This window comes from Pseudomonas meliae, assembly GCF_001400515.1.
Taxonomy (GTDB): domain Bacteria; phylum Pseudomonadota; class Gammaproteobacteria; order Pseudomonadales; family Pseudomonadaceae; genus Aquipseudomonas; species Aquipseudomonas amygdali.
In genome coordinates this window covers 1-22,130 of the sequence record NZ_LJQT01000358.1, presented here as the reverse complement: position 1 = coordinate 22,130, position 22,130 = coordinate 1, and the positions used below count along the sequence as shown (strand labels likewise).

The following is a 22,130-nucleotide window of genomic DNA, read 5'->3' as shown; positions in this document are numbered from 1 at the left end:
CATCCCTGCATGCTTCCCCCCTGGCCATCACGCTGACCAGTGGTCGTTGCGCTCCGGGCTTTCCCGACGCTGGGCTGGAGTGCCCGACGGCCCTGTCCTGCAACGCTGCTGATACCCTCATTCGGACGGTTTCGGTGCGTCTGGACTGTTATTTCTGACAGTACCCATCCCCTCGTGTTGAGTATTCAATGCCCCTACGTTTTTGGATCGGAGCGGCATAAGTGTCTTGGCCGCATCGTTGGATGACGGGGATATATCTTCTTATCTATTCCCCGTCCTGGCGGTCTTACAAGACCTATTGAAGGGTGAGAGAAATGCAAAAAAAAGCATCTCAAAACGTTAGAGCTCTGACTCACATCGCAGACCCGGTCGGTTCAGGAGTCCCTCTGGACATCGCATGGTTGACCGGCATTATCCCGCTGGGCTTTGTACCCGCTGAGATCGTTATCAGTCCCGATGAAACTACGCTGTATGTCGCTCATGAGAGTGGCCGCGAAGTCAGCGTGGTCGACATCGCCAGTGCAAGCGTGGTCGGCAGTATCAAGCGGGCAGGCGCGGGTGCGATTACCCTGAGCCCCGATGGGAAACGGCTTTATACCATTGGCCAGAAGAGGTGCTACGTGGTGGACACGCGCTTGCGGGAGGTCATCAGGATACTTCCGGCTGCCAACGTCAACCGTATCCTGTGCAGCCCGGATGGCCGTTTTATCTGCCTGTCCTTTCAGAATGCGCTTGGCGGGCTTATCCGCCTGATCGAGACCGAGAACTACACGGTCGAAAACGAGTTTGATCTGGGTGCCCTGACCAATGCGTCGCTGGCCCTCGGGATCAGCCCCCTGAATGACCGGTTTTACGCAACGATGCTGGTCGACCGGACGGCACCCACCGATGTTCTTGCAATCAGCAGGGTGGATTACCTGCAGCATGATATTCCCGGATTTTCAGATCCGCGGTCGATGGCCTTCAGTTCCGATGGCGCCTGGCTGTACGTGGGCGGAATCGACGAGGTGTACATTATCGATGCCGCCACCAACAAAATGTTTTATCGGGAGAAGATAGGTACCCAGGGCTATCCGGTAAAAGTCATAGGCGTCACGCCGGATGAGCGCTATGTGTATGCGATCTACACCTGCAATTACGACGTCTACCGGATCGACACTGTGAAGGGAATCGCCACCTGTATCGCCTATTTTCCTTCGGTGGGCGGCGCGGTACTCAACAGGACCGGTACGTATATCTACTCCTCCCACCCGGACATGAGCTGGATTTCGATCTACAGGCTGTAGGTGCGCCTGCCAAACCTGCCACGGCGGATGACGCAGGCGCAGTGGCCGGTTGTATATAGTCATCGGCGGCTTGCGCTGTCAGTCGGCATTCAGCGCCGCGATGCCGGCCTTGGCCACTTGTGCATCCTGCTCGGCCTTAACGCCGGAAACACCCACCGCGCCAATCACCTGACCGTCGACGATGACCGGAACGCCGCCTTCCAGCGAGGTCAGCAGCGGGGCGCTGAGAAATGCCGTACGCCCGCCGTTGACCATTTCTTCGTAACGTTTGCCGAGTGCCGAGGTACGGGCTTTTTCGATCGAGATATAGCTGCTGATCGGCGACGCGTTGTCCAGTCGTTCGAATGCGAGCAGATGGCCGCCGTCATCAACGACCGCGATGGCCACAGCCCAGCCATTGGCCTGGGCCTCGTCGCGTGCGGCACCGAGCATCAGGCTCACTTCGGTTTGGGTAAGGACGGCTTTGATTTTCATGGGTTGCTCCGGAGCAGTGGTTATTGGATAGGAGTTCAGCGAGATTCTGGAGTGCCAGCGCTTCATCAATCAGCTCGATCCAGTGCCGTACCGAAGTTCGGTTGGCGCTGGCCAGGTGAGTCTGACAACCGATATTGGCGGTGGCGATGACCTGAGGTTTGCCGCTTTCCAGCGCGTTCATGCGGTTGTCGCGCAATTGACGGGCCAAGGCCGGCTGAGTGATTGAATAGGTGCCGGCGGAGCCGCAGCATAAATGGCCGTCCGGCACCTGGGTCAGGTTGAAGCCCAGACGAGTCAGTACGCGTTCCACTTCACCACCGAGTCTCTGTGCGTGCTGCAAGGTGCATGGGCAGTGGAACGCCAGTCGCGTGTCGACCTTGATGCCCAGGGTTTCCAGCGGCTCGTCACGCAGTACCTCGACCAGATCCTTTGTGCACGCACTGATGCGCTCGGCCTTGTCGGCATAGGCTGGGTCGTGGCGCAGCAAATGGCCGTAGTCCTTGACGAATGCACCGCAACCGCTGGCCGTCTGGATGAGGGTTTCGGCACCGCCTTCGAGCGCGGGCCACCAGACGTCGATGTTGCGCCGCGCCCGGTTCAGACCTGCCTCATGTGCATTCAGATGGTAATCCACGGCGCCGCAGCATCCGGCCTTGCTGACCGCAGTAATACCGATGCCCAGACGATCAAGCACGCGTGCCGTGGCAGCGTTGGTATTAGGTGACAGACCTGGCTGCACGCAACCATCAAGCAGCAGCGCCTGACGCGCATGACGAGTGGTCGGCCGCAGCCCGGCAGCATGGACTGTTGCAGGCAGTTTGGTTGCCAGTGTCTGCGGCAACAAGGGCCTGAACTTCATGCCCATTCCGGTCAGCAAACGGAACAGTCCGGCATTGGGAATTACCTGGCGCAGGCCTTCACGCAGCAACCGCTGGCCAAGCGGGCGGGGCAACAGGGCCTCAACCGCTGCACGGCCGATGTCCAGCAGGTTGTGATAATCCACGCCGGACGGGCAGGTGGTTTCGCAGTTGCGGCAGTTCAGGCAGCGGTCCAGGTGCAAGCGGGTTTTTTCGGTGACTTGCTGGCCTTCGAGCACCTGTTTGATCAGGTATATCCTGCCGCGCGGGCCGTCCAGCTCATCACCCAACAGTTGATAGGTCGGGCAGGTGGCGTTGCAGAAACCGCAATGCACGCAACTGCGCAGGATGTGTTCGGCCTCTTCGGCGCGGGGCAGGGTTCTGGCGTGTTCACTAAATGTGGTCTGCATGCTTAAAACTCCGCGTACAGTCGGCCGGGGTTGAAAATGCCCTGCGGGTCGAGCCGGGCCTTGAGGGCCTGGTGGTAACGCAGTACAGGTGCGGCCAGCGGCTGGAACGGGTTGTCGACAACGCCCTGGCCGTAGCAGGTTGCATGCCCGCCAGCCGCCGTGGTGATCGCTCGAATGGTTTCGCCGTCTGCGTCGGATTTCAGCCAGCGTTGTGCGCCGCCCCAGTCGAGCAGTTGCTCGCCTGGCAGTTCCAGTACGGCGCTTTGGGCAGGTACGCAGAGCCGCCATAAAGGTCGCGGGTCCAGAAAAAAGGGCAGACGCTGCTCATTCAACTGCTGCCAGTAAGCGCCATCGAACACTTCGCCACCGAGCCTCTCATGGGCTGCTGCCACCGAGCCTTCGCCGCCCTCAAGACGCAGGCGCAGCACTTGACCGTCGTGGCTGGCTGCGCTGATGGGCATAGGTTGCTGACCCCATTCAGCGAGGCGGGCCAAGGCTTGCGAGCTGTCCATCTGCAACGCGATGCTGTTGCATAGACGCGGTTTGGGCAGCACCTTGAGCGACACCTCGGTCAGCACCCCAAGGCAGCCGAAACTGCCTGCCATCAGGCGTGAAACGTCATAGCCTGCAACGTTTTTCATGACTTCGCCACCAAAGCGCAGGTGCTTGCCGAGGCCGGTGATAACCCGGGTGCCCAGCACGAAATCACGCACCGACCCGCTCCAGGGGCGGCGCGGGCCCGACAGTCCTGCGGCGACCATGCCGCCGATCGTTGCGCAGCCAAAATCGGGCGGTTCACAGGGCAGCATCTGGCCTGCGGCGTCCAGCACCTGCATCAGCTCGCTCAGCGGCGTACCGGCGCGGACGGTGATCACCAGTTCTGTCGGGTCGTAACTGACGATGCCACGGTGTTCGCGGGTATCGAGCACCTCGCCTGCTGTCTCACGGCCAAGCAAGGCCTTGCTGTTGCCACCCTGAATACGTAACGGCGTGCTCTCCCGTAGCGCTTGATCGACCCGTTCGAGCAGAGCCTGGCTGACGTCTTTGTCCATCTCGCTCATCAGAAGCGCTCCAGTTCGGGAAACGGCAATTGCCCGGCATGAATATGCATGGCACCGAATTCCGCGCAGCGATGCAGGGTCGGGATGTTCTTGCCGGGATTGAGCAGGCCGCTGGCGTCGAATGCGGCCTTGATGGCATGGAAAAAAGTCAGTTCGTCACTGTTGAACTGCGCGCACATCTGGTTGATCTTCTCGCGACCGACACCGTGCTCGCCGGTGATGCTGCCGCCGACCTCGACGCACAGCTCAAGGATCTTGCCGCCCAGCGCCTCGGCGCGCTCCAGCTCACCCGGTTGATTGGCATCGAACAGGATCAGCGGGTGCATGTTGCCATCGCCAGCATGGAACACATTTGCCACGCGCAGGCCGTACTGAGCTGACAACTCCTTGATGCTGCGCAATACCCCTGGCAACTCGCGTCGCGGGATAGTGCCGTCCATGCAGTAGTAATCCGGTGACAGACGGCCTACGGCGGGGAAGGCGTTCTTGCGCCCAGCCCAGAAGCGCACCCGTTCGCCCTCGTCTTTCGCCTGACGCACTTCGGTCGCGCCAGCCAGTGTCAATACCTCGCGAACCCGTTCGCAATCGGCATGTACATCGGCTTCAACCCCGTCCAGCTCGCAAAGCAGGATGGCTTCTGCATCAACCGGATAGCCTGCGTGAATGAAATCCTCGGCGGCACGAATCGCCAGATTGTCCATCATCTCCAGCCCGCCGGGGATGATGCCTGCGGCAATGATATCGGCCACCGCACCGCCGGCTTTTTCCACGGAATCGAACGCCGCCAGCAGCACTTTGGCCACCTGCGGCATGGGCAACAGCTTGACCGTGACTTCGGTAATGACACCGAGCATGCCTTCGGAGCCGGTAAACAGTGCCAGCAAGTCGAAGCCCGGTGAGTCCAGCGTGTCGCTGCCCAGGGTCATTGGCTCGCCTTCGACGGTCAGTATCTCGACCTTGAGCAGGTTGTGTACGGTCAGTCCGTATTTGAGGCAATGCACGCCGCCTGCATTTTCTGCCACGTTGCCGCCGATGGAACAGGCGATTTGCGAGGAAGGGTCGGGTGCGTAATACAGACCGTGGGGTGCTGCTGCCTGGGAAATGGCCAGGTTGCGTACGCCGGGCTGGACCCGCGCCAGACGAGCAGCCGGATCAATAGCGAGGATCTGATTGAAGCGCGCCATCACCAGCAGCACGCCTTTCTCCAGTGGCAGTGCGCCACCCGACAACCCGGTGCCCGCGCCGCGAGCGACCACCGGCACGCGATGCGCATGGCACAGTTTGAGCAGCGTCTGCACTTCTTCGACATGGCGTGGCAGCACCACCAGCATCGGCGTGGTGCGATAGGCCGATAACCCGTCGCACTCTTAGGGCCGAAGCTCTTCGGCGCGGTGCAGAATGTCCAGGTCGGGCAGTTGGCGTCGTAGCTCGTGCAGCAATTGCTGCTTGTCGACTGCGGGCAGCGCGCCGTCGATGCGTTCGTCATAAAGAATATTCATGCAGGCACCCAGCGTTGTTTTTATCGGGTTAATGCATCCTAGCTCATTCAGCACAAGGCTTGAGTTGACAGCGTCAGGCGGATCGCGCAATTTACGCATTACGTAATGTGGTTACGAAAATAATAAACACAGCACCCGTGCGTCAGGCAGGCGACTTCCGTGGACCTATTCACTTACTACCGCTCGACCTCAAGTTACCGTGTGCGTATTGCGTTGGCCCTAAAAGGGCTGGATTACGCTGCGATCCCGGTCAACCTGCTGCTTGATGGCGGCGAGCAGCGCACACCCGGCTACAAGGCGGTCAACCCGCAGGGCAGGGTGCCTGCATTGAGGCTGGACGATGGCGTGGTCATCACCCAGTCACTGGCGATCATTGAATACCTGGAAGAGTGCTACCCGCAGCCTGCGTTACTGGCGCAGGATGCTGTTCTGCGTGCGCGCCAGCGGGCCGTTGCGGCGCTGGTCGGCTGTGACATTCACCCCTTGCACAACGTTTCGGTGCTCAACCGGTTACGCGGTCTGGGTCACGACGAACCCGCTATTCTGAGCTGGATCGAGCACTGGATCGGCGAAGGTTTGCAGGCCGTCGAGCAGTTGATCGAAAAGGATGGTTTCTGTTTTGGTACGAGCCCCGGCCTTGCGGACATTTACCTGTTACCACAGCTGTATGCAGCCCATCGCTACAACGTCCAACTAAGTGCATACCCGCGTATCCTGCGGGTCGAGCGTCTGGCCATGCAACATCCGGCCTTTCAACAGGCACACCCTGATGCACAATCGGATAAGCCGGAGTAGGCTGCCCTCATGAAGATTCTTGGTCTGCAACTGATATTCGGTGATTTTCTCGCGCGCAGCGTGCGAGGGATCCCGTGTGCGCCGCCCGCAGGACAGTGATTGCGCTGGTTTAACCACTCTCACTTTTCCTGCAAGGAGCCAGTCATGGCTGATCTCTACGAAAACCCCATGGGCCTGATGGGCTTTGAATTCATCGAATTCGCGTCACCGACCCCCAACAGCCTGGAGCCTGTGTTTCAGATGATGGGTTTCACCAAAGTCGCAACCTATCGCTCCAAGGACGTGACACTGTATCGTCAGGGCGCGATCAACCTGATCCTCAACAACGAGCCGCACAGTCTGGCCTCATACTTTGCCGCCGAACATGGCCCTTCTGTATGCGGCATGGCGTTCCGCGCAAAAGGCCTACAACCGGGCACTTGAACTGGGCGCACAACCGCTGGAAATCGCCACCGGCCCCATGGAATTGCGCTTGCCCGCCATCAAGGGCATCGGTGGCGCGCCGCTGTACCTGATCGACCGTTTCGGTGAAGGCACCTCGATTTACGACATCGACTTCAACTTCATCGAAGGCGTTGATCGCCACCCGGTCGGTGCCGGCCTTAAATTCATCGATCACCTGACCCACAACGTGTATCGCGGGCGCATGGCGTACTGGGCAGGGTTCTATGAAAAGCTGTTCAACTTCCGCGAGCTGCGCTATTTCGACATCAAGGGCGAATACACCGGTCTGACCTCAAAGGCCATGACCGCCCCGGATGGCATGATCCGGATTCCCCTGAACGAAGAGTCGTCCAAGGGCGCCGGGCAGATCGAAGAGTTTCTGATGCAGTTCAACGGCGAAGGCATTCAGCATGTGGCGTTCTTTACCGATGACCTGATCAAGACCTGGGACGCGCTGAAGGAAACCGGCATGCGTTTCATGACGGCGCCGCCGGATACTTACTACGAAATGCTTCAGGGAAGACTGCCCGATCACGGTGAGCCGGAGGCCGAGCTCAAGTCACGCGGTATTCTGCTCGATGGCTCTTCCGAAGGAGGCGAGCGTCGCTTGCTGTTACAGATATTCTCCGCAACGCTGATGGGCCCGGTGTTTTTCGAATTCATTCAGCGCAAGGGCGACGACGGGTTTGGCGAAGGCAACTTCAAGGCGCTGTTCGAATCCATCGAGCGTGACCAGATACAGCGTGGCGTACTGACGCCGGATTGAGCGATAACCGGAAGTGTCCGCCTTGCGATCAGACGAGCCTGCTCAGGCTCGTTCTGAGTCATTTGTGCTTGAGCACGTCAGCCTGTCGATTGAGAGACGAGATATAACGCTCGGTAAATTCATGCGCTGGCATGGGACGACCATACAAATAGCCCTGACCCTCGTCGCACACATAATGGCGCATCAGACTTTCCTGCTCGCGGGTTTCTATGCCTTCTGCCGTGACCTGGAGATTGAAGCCGTTCGCCAGCCTGATAACGGCCTCAATGATGACTTCGTCTTTCTTGCTGCGCTCCACGCCACTTACGAATGAGCGGTCAATTTTCAGCCGTGTCACCGGATAGTCTTTCAGCAGGCTCAGGGACGCATAGCCGGTACCGAAATCGTCGAATGCAATGCCCACACCCAATGAGCGAAGGTGGCGCAACGGTTCCATAATGCGTTGTTCGTTTCGCAGGATGATGTTTTCCGTGATCTCCAGCTCGAGTGAGTGTGCCGGCAAGGAAAAGTCTTCAAGCGCACTTTCAACCATTTCGGCAAAGTCACGCATGCGAAACTGAGCGGCGAACAGATTGACGCCGATGCGAAATTCGTCACAGCCGGTGTTTCGCCATTGCGCTGCCTGCTCACAGGCTGAGCGCAGGATCCATTCGCCCACCGGTACCGCGAGAAGACCCGCTTCCAGTGCAGGTAGAAAAACCGCCGGAGACACCACACCCAGTGTCGGATGGTTCCAGCGTATAAGGGCTTCGGCTCCGGTAATACGACCGTCCGCAAGTCGTACCTGAGGCTGGTAGTACAGCTCGAACTCTTTGTTGGCCCACGCCTGACGCATCGATGAGCTGAGCGCGCCTCTTCTTGACGCGGTCTGTCGATGCTCGGAGGTGAAGGTGCGAACAAGGGAGCGTCCGTCAGACTTGGCCTGGTAGAGCGCCAGATCCGCATTGCCGAGCATTTGCTCCTCGTCGTAGTCGGAGCCGGACCTTACGGAGACGCCGATGCTGGCACCGATATAGATTGAATTGTCTTCAAACTCAATCGGCTCCTCGATGACCGCTATGAGCGCCAGGCCCAGCCTGGTTGCGTTGTCAGGGTCTGCCGTGTCTGACAGGAAAACGAAAAACTCATCGCCGCCCAGACGGGCGACCATATGGCAGGCCGGTACGTGTTCGCGAAGACGCTGAGAGGTCACCTTGAGCACAAAATCGCCCGCAGCGTGGCCCAGCGTGTCGTTGACGTCCTTGAAACCGTCCAGATCGATCAGCAGGATAGCTGCTGGCAGCTGCGCATCGCACGCCTCCTTGATCCGCCTTTTGAGTGTCGATCGATTGGCAAGCCCGGTCAGATGATCGTATTCAGCCGCATGCTTGAGTAATTTGTCCGCCTCGACACGCTGGGTGACGTCACGAATGATCGCCCCGAATTGTGGCTCGCCGGCATACGTCCATTGTGAGAGCGAAAGCTCGATCGGGATTGTATGACCGTCGCGATGTATGGCCGTCAGGTTAATGGATTTTCCGATAATGAATGTCGGGCCGCCTGACGCCACCCTCGACAAACCTGCATGATGCCTGGAGCGCATTTCTGGCGGAATAATAATGTCGAGAGGCTTTCCCAGGGCGTCCTCGGATCGATGTCCGAAAATGAGCTCGGCCGAGTTGTTCCATGAGATGATCCGGTTTTTGCTGTCCGAGCAGATAATCGCGTCGGGTGAAGTCGAGGTGATATTCATGAAGCGGGCGTGGCTGTCTTCATTCTCAAGCGCAAGCCGACGCAACTCCATTCTTTCGATGACTATGACCGCCAGATCCTGAAGAACCAATTGATCTCGCTGCGAGAAAGTCTCCCGAGGTTTATTGTCGATCAGGCACAGGCTGCCCAGCACATGACCGCTGGCGGTTATCAGCGGCGCCCCGGCATAAAAGCGAATATAGGGAGCGCCTACTACCAAGGCGTTTGAGCTGAATCTCTCATCCTGCAATGCATCAGGCACCAGAAAAACGTTACGGCCCATGAGCGCAAAATTACAGAATGAGACGTCACGGCCCGTTTCGCAGACATCGAGGCCGATACGCGCCTTGAAGAATTGCCGATCGCGATGAACCAGCGAAATCAGCACAATGGGCACATCGAAAATCCGCGATGCCATTTGCACGATCTGATCGTATTCGTGCTCAGGTGGGGTATCCATCAACGAAAAAGCATTCAAAATCCGAATACGCTCTTCGTCGTCATCGCCGACTGGGTAAGTACTCATTTGAGGTCATCGCTATAAGCTGATCGCGCCTGAAACTCGAAGCGATCGATGTACAATGCCGCTGTGCCGGCATCGGTGAAAACACCCTGCCAACACGCGTTTGCGCCATGCCGGAAAAGCAAAGTTCGATACATTGCAGCACCTCTCACAGTAGTGTATCGGTAGCTGCCTCTAGCAGCTTAGAAGCTGTATCGTCAAAAAACCGAATACCTGTAATGACTTCTTGAGCAACTAGCCTGCGGGGCATTCATTCAACTAAGCCCCGCGTGACCTCGGTGTAACAACGTGTTCGGGTTAGTGGCGCTAAGGTATGGAAACTGCATGGCGGGGTTCACTGCCAATTTGATGACAACCCTATGAAACGGCTTTCCTTTATTTCGACGAGGCTTACACCTTCGGCGCTCAGCAAAGCGTTGATCGGCTTCATTGCCCTGGTCTGTCTATCGCTGACCCTGGCTACCGTCTGGCAGATGAACCAGTCGAAGCTCGAGCGCGCGGCCACCGCCAGGATTGCGGTGTCCAATATCGTGCTTGCCGCTGAGCAGCAGGCTCAGGACACCCTGCAACAGGCTGACAATACGCTGCGTGACCTTGTCGAGCGTGTGGAACAGGACGGGGTCGCAGGCCAGCAGCAAAGCCGCTTGACCAGGCTGATGGCTCAAGACCTGATAAACGTCAAAGGGCTTCAGGGGCTGTTCATCTACGATGCTCAGGGCAACTGGGTCGCCAATTCCTTTGCCAACGGCGTGCACACCAGAAACAACGAAGACCGCGATTACTTCATTTACCATCGCGATAACCCTGACCCGTCCATTCATGTGGGGTCTATCGTAGAAAGCCGTAATACCGGGGATATGGCCATCCCGGTCAGTCGGCGTATCAATGCTGCGGATGGCAGTTTTGCTGGCGTTGCACTGGCCACCGTACCGGTGGCTTATTTTCAGGCGTTTTTCCAGCGCATGGATGTAGACGACAAGGGGGTGATCTTTCTCGCTCTGAACAATGGCGACCTGCTGGCGCGGCGCCCCACATTAACCGCACTGATGACCACCAATGTCGCCAAGGGCGATATCTTCACTCGTTATCTGCCCTACAGCGACAGCGACAGCGACAGCGGCACCGCGGTGATCAACTCCGTGGTGGACGGGGTGGAAAGGATCTACGCCTATCGGCGGGTGTCCGGGTTGCCGATCGTCGCCGCTGCAGGCGTCTCCTGTCAGCATGTGTTCGCGCCCTGGTGGGCCTATGCACACCGGTCCATGACCATCACCGGCATTATTATCCTTGCGCTGGTTTTGCTTGGCGTCCTGCTGTACCGGCAAATCCAGCAGTTGATCAATGCGGAAGGTGAACTGAACATCGCCAGGAACGAGCTGGAGATCATCGCTCACACGGACAGCCTCACGCACATGGCCAATCGACGCTGCTTCGATGCGGCCTTGCAGCAGGAGTGGGCGCGGGCGAGCCGGAATACTGCAACTATCGCGATCATTCTGCTGGATATTGACTGGTTCAAACAATACAACGACACCTACGGTCATCTGCAGGGAGACGACTGCCTGAAGCAAGTGGCTGAGCTCATAGGCAACAGTCTTGACCGGGCTGGGGATATCGCGGCACGTTACGGCGGCGAAGAGTTTGTCATTCTGCTGCCTGAAACCGACCTGGCAGGGGCGCTGAAGATCGCGGAAAAAATCAGATCATCCGTTGAAACCAATCGTATAGAGCACTCGGCCAGCCCGCTGGGCAAACTGACCATCAGCTCGGGCGTGGTGTCGATCAACGCAGCAGAGAAGGATGGACATACCGCCGCGTTGGCGGAAGCGGATCGGCTGCTTTACCTGGCCAAAACCAAAGGGCGTAACCGCGTCGAGGGTCGGCTGATTCACGGCTGGCATGGAGCGAGCCATTTCGCCAGGGTATCAACCGCCTCTTCCTGAGTCAGTCTGACGGACGGCTACCGCCCATACGCTCGCTGATGGCCTGCGCCGTTTGCAAAAGCCGCCTGGCCGCCAGATTCTGCGTCTCGTCGTTCAACACCGATCCCGGCCCAACCACGGTGATCACGCCTACCAGCTTGTTGCCCATGGCGAACAGCGGCGAAGAGGCTGCGTTTATGCCCGGCATCAGCAAGCCCTGAATCTGGTGGACGCCCGTCGTACGGATCTGCTCGATATGCAGCTTGACGTCGCGCAACTGGTCGGCACTCAGCAAAGGCATTTCCTGCTCGCGAAGCGCAGCGGTTTCGCGCTCGTTCAGAAAGCTGTCGAATACCAGGCCGGTAGACGAGCCGAGCAACGGCAGCACCGAGCCGATTTGCGTCACCAGCGTCACTGCGCCCATCGACGCTTCGACATACACCACAGTCGGCCCTTTGTTGCCCCATACCGCCAGGAAGCAGGTCTGGTTCAGTTCATCACGCAGGCTGGCCAGCCACGGCGCCGATACTTTCAGCACGTCCAGTTTGCCGAGTGAGGCCAGCCCGACCAGCAACGCTTCGCGCCCCAGCCCGTAGTGATTGTTGACAGCATCCTGCTCGGCAAAGCCACTGGCAATCAGCGCCTGTAGATAACGATGAACCTTGCTGGCAGGCATGCCCAGATGCTCGGCCAGTTTCGACAGGGAAGTGGAGGGCGACAGATCGGCCAGCGCCTTGAGCACGCCCAGCCCAACTTCGGCGGCCTGAACCTTTTGCTGACGTCCGCCTGTCGAGCTTTCGATGTCCTGGGTCATGGGTGCTGTGCGCCGATCGGGAAAGGCAGCTTTATAGCTTGACCGGCTGGCAAACTCAAATTACGTTATGCGTAATCGTTTTACGTTAAATGATGTTTTATCCGTCTCTGCCCGACCCCATAACAACAAGAGGTCCAGATGGCTATCCACTCCCGTTCCGACGTAATGGCTTATCAGTCGGGCTTTGGCAACCAGTTCAGCAGCGAGGCGCTGCCTGGTGCCTTGCCGATTGGTCAGAACTCGCCGCAGAAGCATCCGCTGGGCCTGTATGCCGAGCAGTTCTCGGGCACCGCATTCACGGTTGCGCGCAGCGAAGCCCGACGTACCTGGCTGTATCGGATCAGCCCATCGGCAGCCCATCCGCGTTACCAGCGCATGGATCTGCAGATCGCCGGTCGGGAGCAGGGGCCGATCAACCCCAACCGGTTGCGCTGGAATGCCTTCGATATCCCCGCCGAGCCTGTCGATTTCATTGATGGCCTGATCCCTTTGGCGAGTACCTCGGCGGCGGATCAGGCAGACGGTGTGAGCGTCTACGTATACGCAGCCAACACTTCGATGCAGCGTGCGTTTTTCAGCGCCGATGGCGAATGGTTGATTGTGCCGCAACAGGGGCGACTCAGAATCATCACCGAATTGGGTCTGCTGGACATCGAGCCGCTGGAAATCGCCGTCTTGCCGCGAGGCATGAAGTTTCGCGTGCAACTGCTCGACAGCAGCGCCCGCGGTTACATCTGCGAGAACCACGGTTGCGCCTTGCGCCTTCCGGAGCTTGGTCCGATCGGCAGTAACGGGCTGGCCAATCCACGTGATTTTCTGACGCCAGTGGCCTGGTTTGAAGACAATCAGCAACCGGTGGAGCTGGTGCAGAAGTTCCTTGGTGAACTGTGGTCGACACACCTGGAGCATTCACCCTTTGATGTGGTGGGCTGGCACGGTAACAACGTTGCGTACAAGTATGATCTGCGGCGTTTCAACACCATCGGTACGGTCAGTTACGATCACCCGGACCCATCGATTTTCACTGTGTTGACTTCACCAGGTGCCGCCCACGGCCAGGCCAATATCGATTTCGTTATATTCCCGCCGCGCTGGATGGTGGCGGAAAATACCTTTCGCCCGCCGTGGTTCCACCGCAACCTGATGAACGAATTCATGGGCCTGATCGATGGCGCCTACGACGCCAAGGCTGAAGGCTTCATGCCCGGGGGCGCCTCGCTGCACAACTGCATGAGCGCGCACGGCCCGGATAATGTCACGGCAGAAAAGGCCATTACTGCCGAGCTGAAACCGCACAAAATCGAAAACACCATGGCCTTCATGTTCGAGACCGGCAAGGTATTGCGTCCCAGCCGCCACGCGCTCGGCTGCCCGCAACTGCAAGCCGATTACGATGCCTGCTGGAACGACATGACCAGGACATTCAACAAGGAACCGCGCCGATGACTGGCTCTCTCAATCGTCGTAGCTGGGTGGCATCGGCCAACGAGCACGCTGATTTTCCGTTGCAGAACCTGCCTCTGGGTGTGTTCAGCCATGGCACTACCGGCCCGCGTGGTGGCGTGGCGATTGGCGATCTGATTGTCGATCTGCGCGCAGCAACAGCCGCGGGGTTTTTTCACGGGCAGGCCGCCGAGGCTGCCGAAGTGGCCAGCCGCGATCAGCTCAACGATTTTTTTGCGCTGGGCGCGCCAGCCCGTCAGGCATTGCGCAGCGCATTGCTGCAACTGCTGGATGCGGACAACCCGCAACGTGACAGTATGCAGGCCGTTGCAGGTTTGCTGCTGCCGATGAGCGAGTGCAGCCTGCACATGCCGGCGCGGGTAGGTGATTATTCTGACTTCTACGTTGGTATTCACCATGCGCTGAACGTCGGAAAGCTGTTCCGTCCGGACAATCCGCTGCTGCCCAACTACAAATATGTGCCGATTGGCTACCACGGCCGGGCATCGACGCTCTGCACATCCGGTACGCCGGTCCGGCGGCCCAATGGGCAGACCCTTGCGCCGGGTCAGGACGTTCCCGTTTTCGGTCCCTGCAAACGCCTGGATTACGAACTGGAGCTGGGTGTGTGGATCGGGCCGGGGAATGCGCAGGGCGATGCCATCGCGATTGACCGCGCCGCGAAGCACATCGCCGGGTTCTGCCTGCTCAACGACTGGTCGGCGCGTGACATTCAAGCGTGGGAGTACCAGCCGCTGGGACCGTTTCTGTCCAAGAGCTTTGCCACGACGATCTCGCCCTGGGTGGTAACCGCCGAAGCGCTGATACCCTTCCGCAGCCCCCAGCCACTGCGTCCGGAGGGCGATCCTCAGCCGCTGCCGTACCTGCTTGATCAGAATGATCAGCAGGGTGGCGCGCTGGACATCGAGCTGGAAGTGCTGCTGCTGACCGCGCAGATGAAGGCCGAGGGGTTGGAGCCTTACCGGTTGGGTCTGAGCAACTCGCTGAACATGTACTGGACCGTGGCGCAGATGGTCGCACACCACAGCGTCAACGGCTGCAGGTTGCAACCGGGCGACCTGCTTGGCACGGGTACGCTGTCCGGCCCTCATACAGGTCAGTACGGCAGCCTTCTGGAGATGACCGCAGGCGGCAAGCAGTCAGTGGCGTTGCCCAACGGTGAAAAGCGCATATTCCTGGAAGCTGGCGACGAGGTCATCCTGCGTGCCCGTTGTCATCGGGAAGGGCAGGTGTCGATTGGCTTTGGCGAGTGCCGGGGCATCGTACTCGACTGAAAAACCGGATCAGAAGCCTCAGGGAGTCACTTCGTACCAGCCCAGAAACATGTTCAACGCCGACTCGACCACATCACTTTGCTCCTGAGGGTTGAGCAGTGCGGCATTGAAGGTTACCTGTGGCCAGAATGCGAACGACTTGAGCAACGCGTGCATCTGCGTCGCCGCAAAACCGGGGTCGACAGGCTTCAGGCGACCGCCTTTCTGAGCCGCCCGGATCCACGCGCTGAAGGTTTCTTCGCGCTCATTGATACGGGCCATCCACACTTGAGCACGCTCGGGCGAGTGAATGGTAGCGCCCACCACGACACGCGCCAGGTCGAGAAAATTACTGTTGGTCAGGTTGCGCATCTTGCCCCACAGCAGGTCTCGAAGTTGCTCGCGCAGACCGACATTGGGGTGATAAATCACTTCCGATTGCGGCGGGGCACAGCTCCACAGACGCTGCAGCATCTCGGCGAACAGCTCTTCCTTGCTGGGGAAATGGTTGTAGACCGTGCGTTTGGACACCTCGGCCCGAGCAGCGATGCGGTCCATGCTGGTGACCTCGAAACCACGATCGCCAAATTCGGCAATAGCTGCCTGGACGATGGATTCGCGTTTCTGATCGGTGAGGCGCATGGGTGCGGTCATAGGTTCGCTTCAAACGGACGTTTAGAGAAAGTTACACTCAGCAGTTTACTTGTCGCCAAGGATCATGCAAGCTTAAAACTACACCGTGTAGTGTAAAACACTGTTACATATCTTTCATCGAGCATCCTGCAACGGGATCACGTACAAAGTATGCACGGCTGGTGCCTCAACCTGTTCCCAGGAGTCAGCAAACCATGGCCTCGACACATCAGAAAAAGGATGCTTCTTCACTGCCTGTCCTGTCCCGTCATGAGGGGCGATATCGGAATCACGCGACGATGAAACCGGCGAGTCTGCTGCGAACGCTCCGCATTTTTTGGGATCAGGCATTCAATAAGCCCAAGGACACGCGCCCCGCAGGCGAAATTCCGGTGCAGCCGCTGTCGCGTCAGCAGTTGCTGGCAGCGCCGAACAACACGGTGTATCGCCTCGGGCATTCGACGGTCCTGCTCAAATTACGCGACCAGTTCTGGCTGACTGATCCCGTGTTTGCCGAGCGCGCGTCGCCGGTGCAGTGGGCGGGGCCGCAGCGCTTTCATCAGCCGCCGATCAGCCTCGAAGAGTTGCCGCCAATCAAGGCGGTGATTCTTTCGCATAACCACTACGACCATCTGGATCGTATGGCGATCAAGGCGCTGACCGACAAGACCGAGCATTTTCTGGCACCACTTGGTGTAGGCGATACGCTGATTGAATGGGGCGTACCCGCGCACAAGGTCCGCCAACTGGACTGGTGGCAGTCCACCGAAGTGGCGGGCATCGAATTTGTCGCTACGCCTTCGCAGCATTTTTCCGGGCGTACGCTGCTCGACAGCAACCGCACCCTGTGGGCGTCCTGGGTGATGATCGACGGCGATCAGTGGATCTTTTTCAGTGGCGACAGCGGCTATTTCGATGGCTTCAAGACCATCGGCGAGCAATACGGACCGTTTGACCTGACGCTGATGGAAACCGGGGCCTATAACGTCGAATGGCCGCATGTGCACATGCAACCCGAGCAGACGCTGCAGGCACATCTGGACCTGCGCGGTCGCTGGTTGCTGCCGATTCACAACGGCACCTTCGACCTGTCGATGCACGCTTGGCACGAACCGTTCGATCGCATCCTGGCGCTGGCCTGGGAGCAGAATGTCTCGATCACCACGCCGATGATGGGCCAGCCGTTCTATGTGCAATACCCGTGTCGCGGTTTGACATGGTGGCTCGGCGTCGATGAAGTTGCCGAGCCTGAACCCGAGCCCGAGCCCGAGCCCGAGCCCGAGCCCGAGCAGCACGGCCGAGTAACGAACTGCAAATGCCCTCGGCAAAATGCCTGAAACTGCCCGCGCCATTGCTGAACTGATTTTTTAAATAGCAGCACCCAGATTTTGATTTGTCATATGAGCACTCGCCCGGCCTAATCCTGATCATCGAAAGTAATGGTGACGGTATGCAGGTGCGTAGCTCGGCGGTTCGGAATATGGGGTTGATGGTCAGTATCGTACTGGTGGCGCTCAACCTGCGCCCATCGATGGCAGCGGTCGGTCCGTTGCTTGCGGCGATTCGTCTGGAGGTGCCGCTGGGCTTCGGGATGGCGTCATTGCTGACCATGCTGCCGATCATGGCCATGGGGCTGGCGATGTTTTTCGGCATCGGCATCGCGCGTTACCTGGGGACGCATCGCAGCATCCTGCTTTCACTGGTGCTTATCGGCCTGGCAACCCTGGCGCGTCTGGTTCTCGATTCTGCTGTCGAACTGATTTTCAGCGCTGTGCTGGCAGGTCTTGGCATTGCCTTGATTCAGGCGCTGATGCCCGCATTGATCAAATCGCGTTTCAAGGCCAACGTCTCATTGTGCATGGGCCTGTACGTAACCGCGATCATGGGCGGCGCGGCCCTTGCCGCATCATTCAGCCCATTGGTGATGAGCAGCAGCGGCAGTTGGCGCGCTGGTCTGGCGGTGTGGTCGCTTCTGGCACTGTTGGCAGTGTGCGTCTGGTTCGCCCAGCGGCGCGTGTTACAGGTCGACACTTCAAACGCTGCCGGGCCCCGGCAGGCTTTTTTCCATATACCTCGGGCCTGGATGCTGGGAGTTTTCTTCGGCCTCGGTACTGCGTCCTATACCTGCGTACTGGCCTGGCTTGCGCCGTATTATCTGGAGAACGGCTGGAGCGAGCAGGATGCCGGCCTGTTGCTGGGCTTTCTGACCCTGATGGAGGTCGTATCGGGTCTGCTGGTTCCGGCGCTGGCTAACCGCAGTCGCGATAAACGCGTAGCGCTGGCGGTGCTGCTGGTGTTGATGATGATCGGTTTTGCCGGGCTGATTCTGCTGCCGCAGCGGCTGGGCCTGCTGTGGACCTGTTTGCTGGGGTTGGGGATCGGCGGTTTGTTTCCGATGAGCCTGATTGTGTCTATGGACCATGCCGATGATCCTCGACAGGCAGGCGGCCTGACCGCATTCTTGCAGGGCGTGGGTTATCTGATTGCCAGCCTGTCGCCGCTGTTTGCCGGAATAATCCGCGACCTGACGGGCAGCTTTGCAGGTGCATGGTGTTCACTGATGGCGTTGGTCGCGATCATGCTGTTGATGGTGGTGCGACTCGACCCCCGACGCTATGCTGAGCACCTGCGCAGCGCCGGCGTCAAACCGGTCATTATTGGCGAGGGGGCGGCATGATTGCATTTTGATGCTATCTTGTCCGCGTGGACCTGATCGTCCGGTCGCAGTGCCAGCGAGATGCCTCAATGCTCAACAGTAATGCCCTGAGAAAGCTGGACATGCAGGACCTGATGGTCTTTGTCTCGGTGTATGAGCAGCGCAACCTGACCCTGGTCGCGGAAGCGTTGCATGTCAGCCAGTCGACGGTCAGTTACTGCCTGAAAAAGCTGCGTGCGAACTTCGAGGACGACCTTTTCATCTGCACCCGCAACGGCATGCGCCCGACCCGCAAGGCATTGGCCATGCACGACCATGTGCAGCAGATTCTCCGCTCGGTCAATCTGTGCCATGACGGCCTCGATCTGTTCGACCCGACTCGCACACAAACGACCTTCACGGTCTGTGCGCCGGAGTATTTCGAGCTGCTGGTATTGCCGCATTTGATGCGTGACTTCGCTGCCGCTGGTTTCTCGGTGACGGTCAATGTGCAAAAACTTGAGAAGCAGTTGCCTGCCGAGCAGTTGAACGACGGTCGTTTTGACCTCGTCCTGTGCTTCGGGCCTGGCTTTCACCGAGTCCCGGACAGTCTGATTTCGCAGGTGTTGATGGAGGATGATCTGGTTTGCGTCATGGACTCCAGGTTCGCGCCGCTCAGCGCCCTGATCGACACTCAAACCTTCGTCCAGCATCGTCATGTCTACCCGACGCCGTGGACGTCCGACACCAACATGGTGGATGGCTGGCTGCAGCGACAGGGTCTGGAGCGCAACATTGTCGCGCGGGCCAACAGCTACCGCGCGGCTTTGCAATTGCTTGAGGGCACAGATTTCATGCTGGTTCTGCCAAGGCGCATTCAGACCCTGCTGGGCAATGAGCCATGGATTTCCGTATTCGAACTGCCACCGGACCTGCCTGGCTTCAGCCTGGACATGCTGTGGAGCGCCCAAGCGGATCGAGACGAAGCCAGCGGCTGGCTGCGTGAACAAGTCGTGAAGGTGTGTGCCGAACGCGGCTTGCTCTGACGGGTGTCAGTTGCCTGACTTGTCTTTCTGCGGGTCGGGTGAGGTGGCAGGTCGGGCCTGTTCGCCCTGCTGATTGAGCTGTTTGTTCTTCTCGCCCACCTTGCCGGCGTTTTCCGGTTTGTGATCGAGGTCTTCGCGTTTGGATTCATCTGCCATGACCGTATTCCTTTTTGTCGGGGGGTGTAGTTATTGGTCAGTGTGGCGGGTGCAAGATTCGATTTAAATGACGCGCGGTTTATCGCCCGGTGCTGTTAGCGTCGGACGCTGAACCGCGCACATCAATCAGCTCAACAGAGTGATCAAGTCTTTGGCCGCCTGCGCAGAGCTGGCCGGGTTCTGGCCAGTTACCAGCTTGCCATCGGTCAGCACGTAGACGCCCCAGTCGTCGCCCTTGGAATAGTCACCGCCCAGTTGCTTGAGCGTGTCTTCGACCAGAAAAGGCACGACATTGGTCAGGCCGACCGCTTCTTCACTGTTGGTGAAGCCTGTGACACGGCGGTCCTTGACCAGCGGCTGGCCGTCCGGCGACTTTACGTGACGCAATACGCCAGGTGCGTGGCAGACCATCCCGTGTGGCTTGTCTGCCTTGGCAAAGGCCTCGATCAGCGCGATGGAGTCCTTGTCTTCAGCCAGGTCCCACAGCGGGCCGTGACCGCCCGGGTAGAACACGGCATCGAAATCGGCCGCATTGACGCCAGACAGAAGGCCCGTATTGGCGAGCGCTTTTTGCGCATCGGCATCTTTGGAGAAGCGCTTGGTGTCGTCGGTCTGAGCATCAGGCTCATCGCTTTTCGGGTCCAGCGGTGGTTGACCGCCTTTCGGAGAGACCAGCGTAACGTCGGCACCGGCCTCTTTGAACGCGTAATACGGCGCGACGAACTCTTCGAGCCAGAAACCGGTTTTCTTGCCGGTGTCGCCCAGTTGGTCATGGGATGTCAAAACCATCAGGATTTTCATGTGCATGCTCGTCTTCGAAGGGGTGAGAGGGTGTAGACAGGCAAAAACCTCAAGTGTTGTGAGAATTTTTTACCGCCGGAACGAGCAGGGCCGGATGTCGACACAATGACGTGCGTCGACATCCGGCACTGTTTCACCGCTGCGTTTTCGGATGAGGATCATTGCTCCTTGGTCAGATCCACCAGCGGTTCTTTGCGCACTTCGGTCTCGCGATCGTCCTGAATGTGCTTGACCTGCCCAAGGGCTTTGTCGACAGCACCTTTGTCAGCCAGCAGACTGTAGCTGATCTGGAACTGGCGTTGCTCTTTCGGCGCAATGGTTGGCACCAGATTCAGCGGGCGCTGGAAGCGGCGGTTGTAGGAGAAGCTGGTCCCCGGTTCCAGTCCGGTGACGTAGCCCTGGCCTTTGGTGTCGGTGTTTTTCCACAGCGAGAACACCGGCAACTGCTTGGTATTGAAACCGACCGACACGCCCAGGCTGCCAGCCTTGTTGTGCAGCACGGTCAGCGTGTCACCCTTGGCATCGCCGTAGGGCACGATGTTGTAGACCGTCTCGTCGTAATCCGGCGTCGGTGCGCGGTAGGTCTGCCAGTCGCCCAGGTCACCCTTGGCTTTTTCATTGAACGGCGAGACCTGCTTGACCGGCGCTTCGAAACGCGCCCCCTGCTCGAGGAACGGCGTGCTGAAGTTGCTGTGGTACAGCGCCTGGTATTCTTTCGGATAGTCGCCATTGTTGGTCAGCGTATCGTTGAGCGAAAAGCTCGTGCTGCCTGGCTCGGTGACCAGTTCGGTCTGCACCGAGAAGTCGACCTTCTTGAACGCCTGCTCCTTCAATTCACCCTTGAGGCGGATCGCGTAGGGCGGCTTTTCGTCGATCTGCAGTGTCACCTTGCTCGCCGGAATGTTGGCCGCACGGCCGTGCAGGGTCAGCAGCTCGCCGTTGTCCATGCCCGGGTGGCCCACCCACTCATAGCCGCAGCGGGTCACTAACTCGTTGAAACCTTCCAGCCAGCCCAGGCCGCCGCGGCCATTGAGCTCGATGAAGGCCGGATTGACCACGTCCTTGACCGGAGAATCCCAGCCCATGCGCACATCGCCGACTGATGCCTGCAGCACGTTCATGCCACGGGTCGGGACGACTGACAGCTTCATCGTGCCATTATCGATATCGATAATGCTCACGCCTTCCTGACGACCGCCATGCAGCGTACGCATCGTGACAGTGAACGGCTTGTCGGTCTTGACGCCCAGCTGCTGACTGGTGATCTGCTGATTCTGCGCAGCCTTGTCGGTGTCGAGCAGCACATAATCCCAGGCAAACACACTGGAAGCGGCTGTAAGAGCGCCGAGGCCTACGAGCAGAGGAAGGGATTTCATGGTGATGGTCCTTCTGTAATTATTGGAATTATGGTGTTGCATACCGTCTGAACAGCTATTTAACGCCGAGTTAAACGATTCAGCAATGGGCAGAGTCCAGGCAAAGCGCTTTTCAATCACCGTGGCACTGAAGACACAGAGTGCGACGTTATCGAAGTAACTCACCGAGGGGCGAAAAGGTGAC

The 22,130-nt window shown here is 58.7% G+C and carries 16 protein-coding genes and 3 pseudogenes; 9 read left to right on the top strand and 10 right to left on the bottom strand.

What is annotated here, in order from left to right; genetic code table 11:
- Positions 1 to 314: 314 nt before the first annotated feature.
- Positions 315 to 1,286, top strand: a complete 972-nt coding sequence (locus ALO64_RS16960; protein WP_002554154.1) for a WD40 repeat domain-containing protein — start codon at positions 315 to 317, stop codon at positions 1,284 to 1,286.
- A 78-nt stretch (positions 1,287 to 1,364) separates the two neighbouring features.
- Here the strand turns inward: ALO64_RS16960 and ALO64_RS16955 are convergent, their stop codons facing one another.
- The 4 genes and pseudogenes from ALO64_RS16955 to glcD form a co-directional block, all read right to left on the bottom strand.
- Positions 1,365 to 1,760, bottom strand: coding sequence for a heme-binding protein (locus ALO64_RS16955; protein WP_044343403.1), 396 nt, complete (start codon positions 1,758 to 1,760; stop codon positions 1,365 to 1,367).
- Positions 1,761 to 1,815: 55 nt separating this feature from the next.
- Positions 1,816 to 3,027, bottom strand: a pseudogene (gene glcF / locus ALO64_RS16950) (glycolate oxidase subunit GlcF); the annotation flags it as partial.
- A gap of 2 nt (positions 3,028 to 3,029) precedes the next feature.
- Positions 3,030 to 4,088 carry a glycolate oxidase subunit GlcE gene (gene glcE / locus ALO64_RS16945; RefSeq protein WP_044343402.1) on the bottom strand — a complete coding sequence of 353 codons (1,059 nt, stop codon included), beginning with the start codon at positions 4,086 to 4,088 and terminating at the stop codon, positions 3,030 to 3,032.
- A pseudogene (gene glcD, locus ALO64_RS16940) lies at positions 4,088 to 5,587 on the bottom strand (glycolate oxidase subunit GlcD). Before glcD ends, glcE begins: the two are co-directional and overlap by 1 nt.
- 159 nt (positions 5,588 to 5,746) lie before the next feature.
- Between glcD and maiA the strand changes: the two are divergent.
- Together maiA and hppD are read left to right on the top strand one after the other, a co-directional pair.
- Positions 5,747 to 6,382, top strand: coding sequence for a maleylacetoacetate isomerase (maiA, locus tag ALO64_RS16935; protein ID WP_010215319.1), 636 nt, complete (start codon positions 5,747 to 5,749; stop codon positions 6,380 to 6,382).
- Between the two features lie 144 nt (positions 6,383 to 6,526).
- A pseudogene (gene hppD / locus ALO64_RS16930) lies at positions 6,527 to 7,592 on the top strand (4-hydroxyphenylpyruvate dioxygenase).
- 58 nt (positions 7,593 to 7,650) lie between these two features.
- Here the strand turns inward: hppD and ALO64_RS16925 are convergent.
- Positions 7,651 to 9,849: a putative bifunctional diguanylate cyclase/phosphodiesterase gene (locus tag ALO64_RS16925; RefSeq protein ID WP_044343401.1), complete on the bottom strand. Its 2,199-nt coding sequence runs from the start codon at positions 9,847 to 9,849 to the stop codon at positions 7,651 to 7,653.
- Between the two features lie 356 nt (positions 9,850 to 10,205).
- On the opposite strand from ALO64_RS16925, the gene ALO64_RS16920 reads away from it, so the two are divergent.
- Complete coding sequence (locus ALO64_RS16920) at positions 10,206 to 11,789, top strand: sensor domain-containing diguanylate cyclase (RefSeq protein ID WP_044343400.1); 1,584 nt, start codon at positions 10,206 to 10,208, stop codon at positions 11,787 to 11,789.
- Between the two features lies 1 nt (position 11,790).
- On the opposite strand, the gene ALO64_RS16915 is transcribed toward ALO64_RS16920, so the two are convergent.
- Positions 11,791 to 12,582, bottom strand: coding sequence for an IclR family transcriptional regulator (locus ALO64_RS16915; RefSeq protein ID WP_002554144.1), 792 nt, complete (start codon positions 12,580 to 12,582; stop codon positions 11,791 to 11,793).
- Between the two features lie 138 nt (positions 12,583 to 12,720).
- On the opposite strand from ALO64_RS16915, the gene hmgA reads away from it, so the two are divergent.
- A complete protein-coding gene (hmgA, locus tag ALO64_RS16910; protein ID WP_005732621.1) occupies positions 12,721 to 14,028 on the top strand; it encodes a homogentisate 1,2-dioxygenase in 1,308 nt (435 codons plus the stop codon).
- Positions 14,025 to 15,320 carry a fumarylacetoacetase gene (fahA, locus tag ALO64_RS16905; RefSeq protein WP_044343399.1) on the top strand — a complete coding sequence of 432 codons (1,296 nt, stop codon included), beginning with the start codon at positions 14,025 to 14,027 and terminating at the stop codon, positions 15,318 to 15,320. The genes hmgA and fahA overlap by 4 nt, the downstream gene beginning before the upstream one ends.
- Positions 15,321 to 15,338: 18 nt before the next feature.
- Here fahA and ALO64_RS16900 read toward each other — a convergent pair whose 3' ends face one another.
- Positions 15,339 to 15,953, bottom strand: coding sequence for a TetR/AcrR family transcriptional regulator (locus tag ALO64_RS16900; RefSeq protein WP_002554141.1), 615 nt, complete (start codon positions 15,951 to 15,953; stop codon positions 15,339 to 15,341).
- Positions 15,954 to 16,147: 194 nt separating this feature from the next.
- Here ALO64_RS16900 and ALO64_RS16895 point away from each other — a divergent pair, with 194 nt between their 5' ends.
- The 3 genes from ALO64_RS16895 (at position 16,148) to ALO64_RS16885 (ending at position 19,613) form a co-directional block, all read left to right on the top strand.
- Positions 16,148 to 17,269, top strand: coding sequence for an MBL fold metallo-hydrolase (locus tag ALO64_RS16895; RefSeq protein WP_044343398.1), 1,122 nt, complete (start codon positions 16,148 to 16,150; stop codon positions 17,267 to 17,269).
- 113 nt (positions 17,270 to 17,382) lie between these two features.
- On the top strand, positions 17,383 to 18,609 hold the full coding sequence (locus ALO64_RS16890) for a cyanate transporter (RefSeq protein ID WP_044343397.1): 1,227 nt from the start codon (positions 17,383 to 17,385) through the stop codon (positions 18,607 to 18,609).
- Positions 18,610 to 18,677: 68 nt separating this feature from the next.
- Positions 18,678 to 19,613, top strand: coding sequence for a LysR family transcriptional regulator (locus tag ALO64_RS16885; protein ID WP_044343396.1), 936 nt, complete (start codon positions 18,678 to 18,680; stop codon positions 19,611 to 19,613).
- A gap of 6 nt (positions 19,614 to 19,619) precedes the next feature.
- Here ALO64_RS16885 and ALO64_RS25720 read toward each other — a convergent pair whose 3' ends face one another.
- The 3 genes from ALO64_RS25720 to ALO64_RS16875 all read right to left on the bottom strand — a co-directional run bounded on the left by ALO64_RS25720 (position 19,620) and on the right by ALO64_RS16875 (position 21,946).
- On the bottom strand, positions 19,620 to 19,769 hold the full coding sequence (locus ALO64_RS25720) for a hypothetical protein (protein ID WP_002554136.1): 150 nt from the start codon (positions 19,767 to 19,769) through the stop codon (positions 19,620 to 19,622).
- 126 nt (positions 19,770 to 19,895) lie between these two features.
- Complete coding sequence (locus ALO64_RS16880) at positions 19,896 to 20,570, bottom strand: type 1 glutamine amidotransferase domain-containing protein (protein ID WP_044343395.1); 675 nt, start codon at positions 20,568 to 20,570, stop codon at positions 19,896 to 19,898.
- Positions 20,571 to 20,728: 158 nt separating this feature from the next.
- Entirely contained in the window at positions 20,729 to 21,946 is a 1,218-nt protein-coding gene (locus ALO64_RS16875) for an aldose 1-epimerase family protein (protein ID WP_044323057.1), read from the bottom strand.
- Positions 21,947 to 22,130 lie beyond the last annotated feature (184 nt).

Excerpts from the sequence above, each read along its gene's own strand:
- ALO64_RS16915 (WP_002554144.1), bottom strand. The coding sequence starts at position 12,582 with ATGACCCAGGACATCGAAAGCTCGACAGGCGGACGTCAGCAAAAGGTT.
- ALO64_RS16960 (WP_002554154.1), top strand. The coding sequence starts at position 315 with ATGCAAAAAAAAGCATCTCAAAACGTTAGAGCTCTGACTCACATCGCA.
- fahA (WP_044343399.1), top strand. The coding sequence starts at position 14,025 with ATGACTGGCTCTCTCAATCGTCGTAGCTGGGTGGCATCGGCCAACGAG.
- ALO64_RS16875 (WP_044323057.1), bottom strand. The coding sequence starts at position 21,946 with ATGAAATCCCTTCCTCTGCTCGTAGGCCTCGGCGCTCTTACAGCCGCT.
- ALO64_RS16880 (WP_044343395.1), bottom strand. The coding sequence starts at position 20,570 with ATGAAAATCCTGATGGTTTTGACATCCCATGACCAACTGGGCGACACC.
- glcE (WP_044343402.1), bottom strand. The coding sequence starts at position 4,088 with ATGAGCGAGATGGACAAAGACGTCAGCCAGGCTCTGCTCGAACGGGTC.
- ALO64_RS16885 (WP_044343396.1), top strand. The coding sequence starts at position 18,678 with ATGCTCAACAGTAATGCCCTGAGAAAGCTGGACATGCAGGACCTGATG.
- ALO64_RS16900 (WP_002554141.1), bottom strand. The coding sequence starts at position 15,953 with ATGACCGCACCCATGCGCCTCACCGATCAGAAACGCGAATCCATCGTC.
- ALO64_RS16955 (WP_044343403.1), bottom strand. The coding sequence starts at position 1,760 with ATGAAAATCAAAGCCGTCCTTACCCAAACCGAAGTGAGCCTGATGCTC.
- ALO64_RS25720 (WP_002554136.1), bottom strand. The coding sequence starts at position 19,769 with ATGGCAGATGAATCCAAACGCGAAGACCTCGATCACAAACCGGAAAAC.
- hmgA (WP_005732621.1), top strand. The coding sequence starts at position 12,721 with ATGGCTATCCACTCCCGTTCCGACGTAATGGCTTATCAGTCGGGCTTT.
- ALO64_RS16895 (WP_044343398.1), top strand. The coding sequence starts at position 16,148 with ATGGCCTCGACACATCAGAAAAAGGATGCTTCTTCACTGCCTGTCCTG.
- ALO64_RS16925 (WP_044343401.1), bottom strand. The coding sequence starts at position 9,849 with ATGAGTACTTACCCAGTCGGCGATGACGACGAAGAGCGTATTCGGATT.
- ALO64_RS16920 (WP_044343400.1), top strand. The coding sequence starts at position 10,206 with ATGAAACGGCTTTCCTTTATTTCGACGAGGCTTACACCTTCGGCGCTC.
- ALO64_RS16890 (WP_044343397.1), top strand. The coding sequence starts at position 17,383 with ATGCAGGTGCGTAGCTCGGCGGTTCGGAATATGGGGTTGATGGTCAGT.